General features: G+C 41.4%; 11 protein-coding genes and 2 rRNA genes. All 13 read left to right on the top strand.

Annotation, left to right across the window (positions count from 1 at the left end):
- A 23S ribosomal RNA gene (locus BUB35_RS15840) occupies positions 1-272 on the top strand; the annotation flags it as partial.
- A 178-nt stretch (positions 273-450) separates the two neighbouring features.
- Positions 451-568, top strand: a 5S ribosomal RNA gene (gene rrf, locus BUB35_RS15835).
- 293 nt (positions 569-861) lie between these two features.
- Complete coding sequence (locus BUB35_RS15830) at positions 862-2,004, top strand: BRCT domain-containing protein (protein WP_072853324.1); 1,143 nt, start codon at positions 862-864, stop codon at positions 2,002-2,004.
- A gap of 20 nt (positions 2,005-2,024) precedes the next feature.
- The gene (locus BUB35_RS15825; protein WP_072853322.1) at positions 2,025-3,536 is read left to right on the top strand and encodes a leucine-rich repeat domain-containing protein; all 1,512 of its coding nucleotides are present in this window, start codon (positions 2,025-2,027) and stop codon (positions 3,534-3,536) included.
- 20 nt (positions 3,537-3,556) lie between these two features.
- Positions 3,557-4,615 (top strand): hypothetical protein, encoded by a 1,059-nt coding sequence (locus BUB35_RS15820; RefSeq protein WP_072853321.1) that lies wholly within the window; start codon positions 3,557-3,559, stop codon positions 4,613-4,615.
- Position 4,616: 1 nt separating this feature from the next.
- A complete protein-coding gene (locus tag BUB35_RS15815) occupies positions 4,617-4,805 on the top strand; it encodes a hypothetical protein (protein WP_072853319.1) in 189 nt (62 codons plus the stop codon).
- A gap of 550 nt (positions 4,806-5,355) precedes the next feature.
- Positions 5,356-6,390, top strand: coding sequence for a D-alanine--(R)-lactate ligase (gene vanA, locus BUB35_RS15810; protein WP_072853317.1), 1,035 nt, complete (start codon positions 5,356-5,358; stop codon positions 6,388-6,390).
- 2 nt (positions 6,391-6,392) lie between these two features.
- Positions 6,393-7,016, top strand: coding sequence for a D-Ala-D-Ala dipeptidase VanX (gene vanX, locus BUB35_RS15805; protein WP_072853315.1), 624 nt, complete (start codon positions 6,393-6,395; stop codon positions 7,014-7,016).
- A gap of 329 nt (positions 7,017-7,345) precedes the next feature.
- Complete coding sequence (locus BUB35_RS15800; protein ID WP_159432905.1) at positions 7,346-9,250, top strand: GBS Bsp-like repeat-containing protein; 1,905 nt, start codon at positions 7,346-7,348, stop codon at positions 9,248-9,250.
- 15 nt (positions 9,251-9,265) lie between these two features.
- Positions 9,266-10,672, top strand: coding sequence for an MBOAT family O-acyltransferase (locus tag BUB35_RS15795; protein ID WP_072853311.1), 1,407 nt, complete (start codon positions 9,266-9,268; stop codon positions 10,670-10,672).
- A gap of 12 nt (positions 10,673-10,684) precedes the next feature.
- Positions 10,685-12,085, top strand: coding sequence for an alginate O-acetyltransferase AlgX-related protein (locus BUB35_RS15790; RefSeq protein WP_072853309.1), 1,401 nt, complete (start codon positions 10,685-10,687; stop codon positions 12,083-12,085).
- 12 nt (positions 12,086-12,097) lie between these two features.
- The gene (locus BUB35_RS15785) at positions 12,098-12,817 is read left to right on the top strand and encodes a hypothetical protein (RefSeq protein WP_072853307.1); all 720 of its coding nucleotides are present in this window, start codon (positions 12,098-12,100) and stop codon (positions 12,815-12,817) included.
- Between the two features lie 223 nt (positions 12,818-13,040).
- On the top strand, positions 13,041-13,232 hold a 192-nt coding region (gene tnpA, locus BUB35_RS15780; RefSeq protein ID WP_143185478.1), incomplete at its 3' end, for an IS200/IS605 family transposase.

The raw sequence follows: 13,232 nt of genomic DNA, 5'->3' as shown, positions 1-13,232 counted from the left end.
GCGCAGGAAATTTGAGAGGAGCTGTCCTTAGTACGAGAGGACCGGGATGGACGTACCTCTGGTGTACCGGTTGCAGACCAACTGCACAGCCGGGTAGCTATGTATGGAACGGATAAACGCTGAAGGCATCTAAGCGTGAAGCCGCCCTCAAGATAAGATTTCCCATTCTTCGGAAGTAAGATCCCTTAAAGATAATGAGGTAGATAGGTTGGAGGTGTAAGCACGGTAACGTGTTCAGCTGACCAATACTAATAGATCGAGGGCTTGACCTAATAAAAAGATTTTATGAAATGAGGTTGTTTCTTTTCCTACGGAAAAGACCACTAACCTCACCTGATACAAATCATCTCTGACACCTACGGTGTTAGGTCGAAGATTTGTAAGCATCAGGTGACTCGTTAACGGATTGTGTTCAGTTTTGAAGGTGTAGATCTTCAATAATTACATATTTCCGGTGATGATGCGCTCAGGGGACACACCCGTTCCCATTCCGAACACGACGGTTAAGACCTGAGCGGTCGATGGTACTTGGTGGGAAGCTGCCTGGGAGAGTAGATGGTCGCCGGAATCCAGTGAAGAACTTCGAAGTGATTCGAAGTTCTTTTTTTATGTTTGCTTGCAAAAAAGATATGTCAGTTTATTTATTTGAATATGGCATATCTTTTTTTGTGCCCATAATCTTTTAAAAGCATAAGTCTTATTTATAAACTGCTGTATTTGTTAAAAAACAGCTGATTGTTGAAATAAAAATATTTATATTGTATAATGTGATTACGGATATGGGAAATTATGTAAATTAAAGCATAATTATCAACAAAAAAATTGATAAAATTACTATGTGTATAATGGAGGCGATGGATTATGGCAAATATTTCGAGTGCAAGCGGGAAAATTACATTAAAAGGTGACTGGACGCAGGAAGCCATTGCTGCTTTGGAACTAGTACTGGATATGTGGGAATTTTACGGCGAGTATGGGATTCAAAGCTATGATGGTTTCGATGAGGAACACCTGACATCGTACTTTTTTGGCTGCGGAAGATGGTCATTTTCGGGCACACTGGACTCATTTGAGGATTGGACAAGAGATTGGCTGAAAGAAAAACCGAAAAGACCAAATGGCGAACTGATTCATTCCCTTACAGAGGAGCAGTATGAAAACTTCCTGAAAATCATGTGTGAAAATCATCTTGTGATCGAGATGGATTTTGAGGATGTGGAAGAAGGCTGCGGCGTACATATCCATGAGATTGGTCAGTTTACTTCTGGAGACGGAAGCTGCATCAGCTATAAAATAATGGAATGTGAGGATATTGTACCATCTTGGGATGACTATGAAACAGAAGCTCTGGATGAAGCTGTGGATTTTTTTGAAAACTTTTTGTCTGATGTAAATAGAAAAAAACTGCGTAAGTGGGTAAAAAATAATGTAACACCTACAGATATATTTGAAGATACAGATGATTATTGGGAAATCATAGAATATTTTGGTGATTGCGGCGAAGACCCGTTCATTGAATTTTTCCTGAAGTTTTCACCTGATACAGAGGAGTGGGAAGAACTTAACGGATTCTACGAGGAAATGTGGGGGTGTCCAGTAGAAGAAAACATAGATGAAGGCTATGGCGAAGATTTTGACTTTTATGACGAAGATGATGATGACGATGATGACGACGAGGATGATGACGAAGATAGAGATGTCAACACTTGGGACACAGAGCCGCAATATCCTCTGGATGAGATTGACTCTTTGGAAATCAGTGGCAGCGCCTTTGTTTTGACCGGAGATTTCCAAAACTGTGACGGTGACAGAGATGAGGTTAAGAAAATGATTGAAGCCAAAGGCGGCAGGTGTACCAGCACTGTCAGCGGTAAAACAAACTACCTTGTTTTGGGTGATTTTGGTTCAGCAGGTGCCAAGAAGATTGATCAAGTCATGGAACAACGGGCAAAAGGCAAGGATGTTAAAATCATTGCGGAATATGACCTGTTCCGTTTTCTGTAAAAGAAAAGGGGGAATCATACATGAGTAAATGGAAGGATTTTGAGTTTTCTGCATCTGGTCGGAAGGGTGAAAGATGCGATCTGCGCTATACCGGCGAGAACAAAGATCTGGTGATACCGGAAAAAATGATAGCGAAAGCAGGAGAACAGGCAACCATTGCCATTTCTGCCGCCAATGGGAATGAATTGGAAAGCATTACTCTGCCCCAAAACATTTATGATGTTTGGCTTGGTACGCTTTATGGTGCAAAAAGTTTGAAACAAATTACTGTTGATCCGGAAAACCCATATTTGAAAGATGTTGATGGTGTGCTTTACACCAAAGACGGCAAAAGACTCATAAAGATGCCTTGCCAAAAGACAGGAACCTATACTGTGCCTGATGGTGTGGAAGAGATCGAAGTGACTGCTTTTCAATATTCACATTTGGATGAGGTAATATTGCCGGAGTCCTTAAAAGAAATTGGAAATTTATGTTTTCAGTACAGTGAACTGAAAAAAGTAACGATACCAAAAAGTTTGTCAGAATTAAAGGATGATGCTTTTTGTGATTGTCGAGAATTGGAGGACTTTTCATTTTTAGGAGATACCAGTATTGAGTATGGATATGTGGATATGGATTCTGAAATGGAAGAGCGGATTTCCGGAGAAGGATTTACACAGCCAGCGGAATGCTATCTGCTTGCCTGCTTAAAGCGTTATCCCAATATTGAAAAATGCAGAAGAAAATTTATTGCAGCAGCAAAGCGTGGCAAACAGGAAAAAATACTGGAATATCTGTTGAGTGCTTTACCGGATACACCTGTGGAAAAAGGCACATTTGAAATCAGTGACTTAGAAGATGGAACGGCTGCAATCCAGTCATACAAAGGCGAAGAAAGCGTCATTGAGATTCCTGCCGAAATGGACGGCAAAAAAATAACAACAATCGGCAAGGGGGCTTTTGAAGGCAATGAGTATGTGGAAAAAGTCATCGTACCTGATGGTGTGAAACTGATTGAAAAGAATGCTTTCAAGGGCTGCATTTCCTTAGAAGAAGTAGTGTTGCCGGAAAGCTGTACAGACATTGGCGTTTCTGCTTTTGAGGACTGCAAAATTCTGAAAAAATTGAATTTGCCAAAGAATATGACTGTTTTGTCCAGAAAGATGCTGAAAAACTGCAAATTACTGGAAAAACTGGAATTGCCAAAAGGACTTGTGAAGATTGATAATGAAGCACTGTTTTATTGTGAAAGCATTACAGAATTGGAACTGCCAGAAGGCTTGCGGTATTTGGGAAAAGAATGTTTGTACGCCTGCGGCTGCAACTATGGTCCGGTTCTTCCGGGAGAATGGGGATACAGCAAGAAAAAATTTGCCATTCCCGCGTCTGTGACACAGATTGATGACGGTGGAAATGGTATCTTTGCCGCTTATCCAAAAGCACAGGAACTGTTCGGTGTTTTCGAGTATAAAGTGATTTTGCAGGTAAAAAGAGGTTCTGTTGCCCACAGATACGCTGCGAAAAAGAAAATTCGTTTTGAATTGGTTTGATTTGTAAGGAGGTGTGCCCTATGCGGTATGATGGCGATTTTCAAGTGGGAATCCATGGCAGCGGCGCATTGATGCAGGATATTCCCAAAGTCATTGAAAACTGGGTGAAAACACTGCCGGAGAATTATATCAATAAAGAGGTAAAATCAGAAGCGGATTATATCAGTTCTATGCTGCGGGAAAAATTAAAAGCAATTCCCAATACAGAGGAAGAAGCAGTTCTGAAGTGGGATCATTTTTCCAATATCGCTTTGGTGGTTCTGGATTTTATCAATCAGATTGCCAAGGCACATCCACAGTTGGAAATCGCTGTTGGGGTGGAGATCACATTTTCTGTGACCGATACGACAGACTATTATAGTTTTTATTCTCCTACTGGTTCCGACACCATTTGTGAATTGCGTGAGGATGATGATGTTTGGAAACTGGAATGCTATCTTGATGACAAAGAAGCATCAGCAAAAAAAGCGGCAGTGCGGTTGAAGTATACGGGAGAAGATGTAAAAGGGGAAAGCTGTGTGTTCGATCTGTATTCCAACACAGTTTCCTTGATAGAATATCTGGAGTATGAGCTGAACCCGCCTGAGAAAACGGATTTTGGCAAAAACCTTCTGGTTATGGAATATTCTATCCAGCGTGCGGTGCTGACACGAAAAGATGGTATCTGGGTAGATGCTGGCGGACAATTATTTCTTGGAGATGATGCGAAAGAGATTTTCGGTACACTGGAAGAAGCTTTTGAACATGAATTTTCCGTGGAGGATTTTTTCAATGGAAAACGTCCTTGGCAGGAATATCCCGAAGAGTTTGTTACATACCTTTTCAAAATTTGTATGGCAGATTTGAATCTGGATATTTCTGTGGAATATCATAATGAAAAACCCCATTTCATGAGCTCTGATGGTAGGGAATATTTCTTCGGCTGTATGCTGGAAAAGGTATCTACAGAAGCCATTGCCCAGTGGAATTTCCCAGAGGAATCCTATTTCTTTGATTTCGCGCCGCCTCGCGTGGAACTCCTTGATGATGAAGATGACGACGAGGACTGGGATGATGATTGGGACGATGAGGATTTATGAAATGAATGAGAAAGGAGAGTGCATCATGGGGAAAAATGATAGAGATGCAGAAGAACTCAGAAGCAAACTTCTCTCTGAAGTTTATGCCGGAGCAGTGGCTGGCATGCCTGCCATGATACTGGATGAAAGCAGAATCCGTAATGCGGATGCGGAAGAACTGGAACGAATTGCAAAAGAATACGGCTACTGACAGCGGAAAAAGCCATGGCTAGAAAGCAACTTCCCTTTAAAAAACGAGTTTTTCTTTTCCTTGATTTTTTATAGAGAATTGCGATGGTTGTATTCAGAACAAAATATATCAAATAAAATCTCAGTAGGAATAAGAAAGCTGAAATCCTCTATATGACAAGGATTTCAGCTTTCTTTGCTATGGCTCTATAGCTGCGTTTTTTCTAATATTGTGGATTGGAAAAAATATCATATATTGCTTTGCTGCTTCATAGGATAACTTTTGAAAGTCCTAATACAAATCAACGTGTATTTTCGTTGCATTTTTATACTTAACATGATAAAATTAAAAGTCCGGGGAAAGAGACAGAAATGTCATATATCTTGTTCTTTTTTTCCATCTATGATACACTCTTAATATTAAGGTTAAATGGAATCTGCGTTTCAAAATTGTGTTGAAACGACAGGATTGGGTTTGGAAGATTCATATATCGTGCAGATATTCAATAGAATTTATTTGATCGAACCAGTGTAAACAATGAATCCATGATGTTTTGAAAGGAGCAAATCGTATGAAAAAGAAGGTTGCAGTATTATTTGGTGGTTGTTCTGAAGAACATGACGTATCCATTAAGTCTGCCAAAGAAATTTGGAAATATATCGATACAGAAAAATATGATCCCGTTTATATCGGTATTTCCAGATCTGGCGAATGGAAGCTCTGTGAAAAACCGACAGCTGACTGGGATGAAAAAACCACGCAGCGTGTAATTTTGTCCACTAATAAACAGGATAAAGGTATGCTGGTACTGAAAGACGGTACTTATGAATTGGTTCCTCTGGATGTTGTTTTCCCTATGATCCATGGTAAAATGGGGGAAGATGGCACCATTCAGGGTCTGTTGGAAGCAACAGGTATCCCTTATGTAGGTTGTGGCATTCCTGCATCTGTATTGTGTATGGATAAATCTATGACATACCTGACAGTAAGCAATCATGGATTCCGTGTACCCGGATTCAAAATTTTGCATGATGGCGAAAATGCAGACGCATCTGCATTGAAATACCCTGTTTTTGTAAAACCTGCTCGTTCTGGTTCTTCCTTTGGTGTAACAAAAGTAAGCAAACCCGAAGATCTGCAGGCTGCTGTTGATGTTGCAAGAGAATTTGATAAAAAAGTTCTGATTGAGGAAGCAATCAGTGGTATGGAAGTTGGCTGCGCTGTTATGGGCAATGGTGATGACCTGAAAGTAGGGGAAGTGGACCAGATTACACTGTCTCACGGTATTTTCCGTATCCATCAGGAAGACCATCCTGAAGAAGGCTCCGAAAACGCTGTATTTACAGTTCCTGCAAACCTGCCCGTTGAAAAACGGAAAGAAATCCAGGAAACAGCAAAAGCAATGTACAAAGTTCTGGGCTGCAAAGACCTTTCCCGCGTGGATATGTTCCTGCAGGAAGATGGTACCATCGTTCTGAACGAAGTAAACACCATGCCCGGTTTCACATCTTACAGCCGTTATCCTCGTATGATGCTGGCAACAGGCATGACATTCACTGAACTCATTGACCACTGTATCGAAATGGCATTGCAGGAAGGAAAATAAGTATGGAAAAAGGATTTGTTTTTTTGGATGAAGTCATCCCCGGAATCCGTTGGGATGCGAAATATGCAACTTGGGACAATTTCACAGGAAAACCTGTGGATGGGTATGATGTCAATCGTATTGTCGCTACAGAAGAACTGGCAAATGCATTGAAAGAAGTGCAAAAAGAAGCAAATCAGATGGGATATGGTCTTTTGGTCTGGGATGCATATCGCCCCCAAAGAGCTGTCGACAATTTTATTCGATGGGCGGCGGAACCAGAAGATGGCAGAAGAAAAGAAATCCATTATCCCAATATCAAGCGAGAAGAATTGCTTTCTCAGGGATATGTGGCTGCAAAATCCAGTCATAGCCGTGGAAGTGCCATTGATTTAACGTTATATTCCTTAAAAACAAATGAAATGCTCCAAATGGGAACATGTTTTGACTTTATGGATGTCAAATCCCACCATACCTGTGAAACTGTGTCAAAGGAAGAAAAGGAAAATCGTCAACTTTTATGTGACCTGATGACACGCCATGGATTTGTGCTTTATGAAAACGAATGGTGGCACTATAATTTGAAAGAAGAACCTTATCCGGAAACATATTTCGATTTTCCGCTTTCTGGAAGTTCTTCTAAATGAAATCAAAATAAATATATTGTAAGCAAAACCAGTATCTTTCCGTTAAAATAAAGGAAAGATACTGGTTTTTTGTTTTGTATATAAAAAACTGCGGACAAATGTGTGTGACAAAAAGTATGGAATATAGATGTATAGAATAAAACTAGAGAAATTCTGAAAAAATTCTATAAATAATAGAATTTCCCAGAAAACAAAGGATTTTACTGTGATTGAAAGATGTCGTGTTTTCGGATGCGATTAATAAATATGAAACACCTTGCATGAATCATATGTCGGAGTTATAATAAAAATGTCAAAAAAAGAGGAAAAATGCGAAGGGGATGGAACACTTGAAGCAATTATACGGGGCTGCTGCTTTAGGCGTAGCTGCTGTGCTGTTTGCAGGAATTTCTGGTACAGAAGTTTTGGCACAGGACATGGAAAATGCTGCAAATAAAACAGTGCAAGGGGCGTTCGAATATTTGTATCTGGGTGAAAATCAGGATACAAATGAAGTGAAAATTATGATTCAGCTAGGTGATGGTGATGAAATACCGGAATCTGTTCAGCTGCGTTATCATTACGAAGGAAATGATGAATCAGAAATCGTTGAGGCAAGTCAGATTACGGAGAGAACTGTGACATTTACACAGGAATGTGATGATATAGCAAAAACAGCAGTATTGGATGCAGTCACTTGGTTGGAAAGTGATACATTATATACAGTAGAATTTCAGGAAAATCAAATAGAGATTGCTGGGAATGGTGCACAGAGTGAAAATACGGCTGTTCTTTATCTGGCAGATGGGAGTCAGAAAGAAATAACTGTTTCTGAAGAACCTACAATAGAGGAAATACAGGAAGCGGCTGTACAGCCTACATCTGAAACCGTTGTGAAGGAGGATGTACAAGTAGAAACCAACAGTGATTCTTATACGGGAGGAGAACTGTTTACAGATGTAAAAAAAGAAAATTGGTTTTATCCTGCTGTTAGTTATGTGATGAATAAAGGGCTTATGACGGGCATGGTCAATGGCGGTTTTGCGCCCAATGAAGAGCTGAGTAAGGTACAGTTTGCGGTAGTTCTTTATCGTATGGAAGGTTCACCGGAAGTTAGCCTTTCCGCAAATACATTGTCTATTCCAGAAAATGCTTATTATGCACCAGCAATTTTCTGGGCAGATCAGACAGGATTGCTGGATGGATTCCGTACAGCATCCATCAAACCGGAAGATCAGATCACAAGAGAAGAAATGATCACCATGCTGTTCCGCTATGCCCAGCAGAAAGGTTTCGACACACAGGAAAGAGCGGATTTGTCACAGTTTGCGGATGCGGAAAAAGTATCTCCTTCTGCAAAAGAAGCGGTTTCCTGGGCAGTGGCAACAGGTATGATCAGCGGGGAAGGAAAAGACAGGCTCTTGAATCCTCAGGGCAGTGCAAGCAGAGCTGTCTGCGCTGCGATGATTACCCATCTTTGTGAAACATATATGCCGGATGCTTTTGCAGATATTCCCATTTACGCAAAGGCAAATAACATCGCATTTACTTCTGTAAATCAGGAAACAGGGGATTTTACAGTCACAGTTTCTGGTATTACCGCCAGTGATGATGTGAAAAAAGTAGAAGTGGCGCTCTGGCGTGACAGTAATCAAGGGGATATTTACTGGTATCCTGCCGTTGCACAGGGAAATGGGGTTTATACAGTCAAAGGAAATGTCATCAATCATAAATTGCATTTTGGATTGTATCAGGCGCAGGCATATGTGACATTGGCAAATGGTTTGCGGATTCCTGCTGGCACACAGTCCGGCACCATTGAGGGCAGCGAAGCGCAGATTCGTATCAGCAACCATGTTAATGAAGTATACGATCAGGTAGGTCATGATTTGTATGCGTGCTACAAATGGGTCGTAGATAACGTTTCTTATAAAAAATTGCCCATTCCCGTAGAACCAAAGGAAGGCTATACAGCGGATCAGTGGTATGCAGTATTGGCATTTGAAAACCACCAGGGCAACTGCTTCTGCTATGCTGGTGCGTTTTATCAGCTTGCCAAAGGTTTGGGATATGATGCAAAATATGTAGAGGGCAAAGTTGCTATGGCAGCAGGCGGTTATGGCCCACATGGCTGGGTGGAAATCACCAAAGACGGCGGGACATATATCTGTGACCCGGATATGCAGGATGAAGTGCCTAGATATAATTTCTATATGCAGCCGGCAAATAGTCCTGTCATCAAATACGTGCGATAGGTAGGGCAGAAAGATATGGTATTTAGTTCACTGACATTTTTATGTATTTTTTTGCCGGTGGTACTGGCACTTTATTATCTGCTTCCGACGCTGCGTATCAGAAATGTATTGCTTATTATAGTCAGTCTGCTGTTTTATGCTTATGGTGAACCGGTTTATGTACTGCTGATGATTGCCAGCATCATCATAAATTATATTTTTGGCAGACTGCTGGGAACGGAAAATAAAAAGAAACGGCAATGGATTCTTGCCATTGCGGTGATTATCAATATTGGGCTTCTGGTGGTGTTCAAGTATCTGGACATGATGGTACAGACTGTCAATCAGCTTTGCGGTAGTGAAATTCCTTTGGCTGGCTTAGCTTTGCCCATTGGTATTTCTTTCTTTACCTTTCAGGCATTATCCTATGTCATTGACGTTTATCGCAGAGAAGTGGAGCCGCAGAAGAATCTTTGGAATGTGATGCTCTATATTTCCTTTTTCCCGCAGCTCATTGCCGGACCCATTGTAAAGTATCATGACATACAGGAACAGATCGACAACCGAAATACAGATGTGAAAGAAATTGCGGAAGGTCTCAGAAGATTTATCATAGGTCTTTCCAAAAAAGTCCTGATTTCCAACACCATGGCGGTCACAGCAGATGCGTTGTTTGCTGCTGGTGCCGGAGAATTGAACATTCTTTCCGCATGGATTGCAGCCATTGCGTATATGCTGCAAATTTATTTCGATTTCAGCGGCTACAGCGATATGGCAATCGGCTTGGGGCATATGTTTGGGTTCCGTTTTCTGGAAAACTTCCGCTATCCTTACATTTCTTCCAATATTCAGGAATTCTGGAGAAGATGGCACATTTCTTTGTCCACATGGTTCAAGGAGTATCTGTATATCCCTTTGGGTGGCAATCGGAAAGGAAAGGCGCGTACTTGCCTGAACAAAATGATTGTGTTTTTCTCAACGGGCTTGTGGCATGGTGCAAACTGGACTTTTGTGTTCTGGGGCTTATGGCATGGGGTATTCCTTCTCTTTGAACAGGTGTGTCCCGTGAAAAAACTGCCGAAGGTTCTGGCGCATATTTACGCATTACTTGTTGTGTGTGTGGGCTTTGTCATGTTCCGCGCGGATACTTTTGGACAGGGAATGTTCATGATCGGCACTATGTTTAGCGGTTGGGAATTTTCCTCTGTACAGATGGCAGTGGTATGGGAGCAGTTAACACCCATATTCCTTGTGACATTGGTGGTGGCAGTGTTTGGCAGTGCGCCATTGATTCCAAAAGCTGCTGAAGCTTGTTTGGCAAGGGAGAATTTAAGGAAACCGGCGGTATACTTCAGTTATATAGCAAGTTTTGTATTGCTGATTCTGTGTATGCTGAGTTTGTCCAGCGGAACATATAATCCATTTATTTATTTTAGATTTTAGGGGCTTTGCAAAATGAAACATAAGAAATATTTGATATTTATCATAGCCGTATGGGCGTTCTTGGTTTTTCCCTTTGCAGGCATGTTGTTTTGGAGAAGCGACGAAACTACCGAAAATACAGAATTGGCTTCCTTTCCTTCGCTGAAAACCGAGGAAGGATGGAATCAAGAGTATCTAAGTGAAATGGGAGCTTATTTTGAGGATCATTTCGCTTTGCGGCAGTATTGGGTTACGGCAAACGCTCTGCTGCGAAAGAATGTAATCCAAAGCAGTGCAACAGATCAGGTGGTTCTGGGAAAAAATGATTGGCTGTATTTCAGTGGAACCACAGCCGATTATCAGGGGACCAATTTGTTTTCGGAAAGAGAAATGAACGCCATCCTTCATAATCTGAAACTCATCCAGAACTATGTGCAGCAGCAGGGCAGTGCCTTTTATCTTATGGTGCCGCCTAACAAAAACAGCTTGTATGATGAGAACATGCCTTATTATTATCAAAAATGGGATGGAAGCAATCTGAAAATGTTGACAGAACGCTTTCAGCAGGAAGGCATTTCTTACATTGATCTGTATGGAGCCTTTCAGGAAAAAGAGGAAGTTCTGTATTTCCAGCGGGATTCCCATTGGAACAATCAGGGGGCATTACTGGCATATAGAAACCTCATGGAGCAGGTGGGAAAAGATTACGAAACTTATCTGAATGTGCCCTTTGATGTGGAAAAAGTCCATAGCGGCGATTTGGATGAGATGCTTTTTCCAAAAGCGGTGCAGAAAGAGGACGATTATTTCTATGATACTGCATCCGATTTTGTCTATGTCAATGAAGTAAAGGACAATATGGATTCTTGGATTGAAACGGAAAGTCCTGACGCAACAGGCAGTATTTTGATGTATCGAGATTCCTTCGGGGAAAGCCTTCTTCCCTTTGTGGCAGGAGAATTTGAAAAAGGTTATTTTTCCAGATTGGTGCCGTATAATCTGCTGCAGGTGGAGCAGTACCAGCCGGATGTAGTGGTCATTGAAAAAGTAGAACGAAATCTGGATGATTTCATCACAGATATGCCCATTGTGGAATGCCCTGAGGTGGAAAATATGATTGCACCTCAAGCGCAGACAAACACAGAAATGACTGCGGAAAAAGCAGGTTCTTTTCTGGAAATCAAAGGCACTTTAGATGAAAAATATGTGCAGCCAGACACACAGATTTATGTTTCTGTGAGAGATGAAAACACCATGGAAACCAAAACATACGAAACTTTTTATGCAGAAACAGAAGATGGGGAAGCCAATGGTTTTCATCTATATTTGAAAGGCGGCAGTGTGCCGGAAGGAAACATACAGCTGAATGTAATTGCGGTAAATGGTAGCCAGCCCTTTATCGTTTGCAGTAAAGAAATCACATGGAATCTTTAGGGAGGTAATGAAATGAAAGCAAAAAGAGTATGGGGACTTGTTCTTGCGGCAGCAATGTGTATGGCAGTGGCTGGCTGCGGACAGGAAGAAGCAGAAACAGCTACTACCGAACCGCAGTATCAGGTCATCGGTACAGAAGCGGAAGGGGCTTATGACATTCTGCTGAAAAACAGCATTGGTCAGGATGTGACAGGTATTTCCGTAAAAACTTCCGATGAGGAAGCATATCCTGCCAATATGCTGGCAAGCGATGCTGTTCTGAAAAATGGTGAAACAGCAGAATGGTTCTATATGCCGGAAGAAGCAGGTGAAACAGAAGGCGTAGGGGAAAAAGATATTGCTCTGAATGTGGTATATCAGGTACAGATTACATTGGCAGATGGCACAGTTTATGAACTGAGTTCTCTGGGAATGGATGATATTGACCAGAATGTGGAACTGTGTCTGGAAGATGATGTTGTTTTTGCGAAATACACCAGCAAAGCATCTGGTGATACTGTATCCACAAAGGAACAGGAAGTTGCTTCGAAAGCACAGAAAGACGCAGAATCTCAGGAAGAAGTGGCAAGTGAACCTGCTCCCGTAGAAGAAGTACAGCAGGAAGCACCTGCACAGCCCGCACAGCAGAGTGCACCCGCTGCATCTGAACCTCAGCAGGCACCTGTGGAACAGATTCCCGAACAGACAACAGAAGGCTGCCTGACAGAAGGCGGCGGCCCTGCATTTAACTGATATTGATGGAATTACAGAAAGCATCAGAAATATGAAACCTCCAAAGAAATAACAGTCTTTGGAGGTTTTTCTTTTATTACTTTAGTGCTGAAGACTGCAAAGCAGCCTTTAACAACCGCCCGCTCTGCGGGTGAGATTAAAGCTTAAGCAAAAAGCATCGTCCTTGTTGTAAAATAAGGGTGTTCAAGCCTAAATATTTTACATAAGAAAGGACGATGCTTTTATGGCAAACAGTTTAGCACACACAAAATGGGTATGCAAGTATCATATCGTATTTACACCAAAGTATAGAAGAAAAATAATTTATTATGAATTGAGAGCGGATATTCAAAAAATAATTAAAGATTTGTGTAAATGGAAAGGTGTAGAAATTATTGAAGGTCATATGATGCCAGATCATATCCATCTCTTGGTA

It is taken from the genome of Anaerotignum lactatifermentans DSM 14214, assembly GCF_900142265.1.
In the GTDB taxonomy this organism is placed as follows: Bacteria; Bacillota; Clostridia; order Lachnospirales; family Anaerotignaceae; genus Anaerotignum; species Anaerotignum lactatifermentans.
The sequence above is the reverse complement of the archived record's forward strand: the minus strand, read 5'-3'. Positions and strand labels throughout refer to the sequence as shown.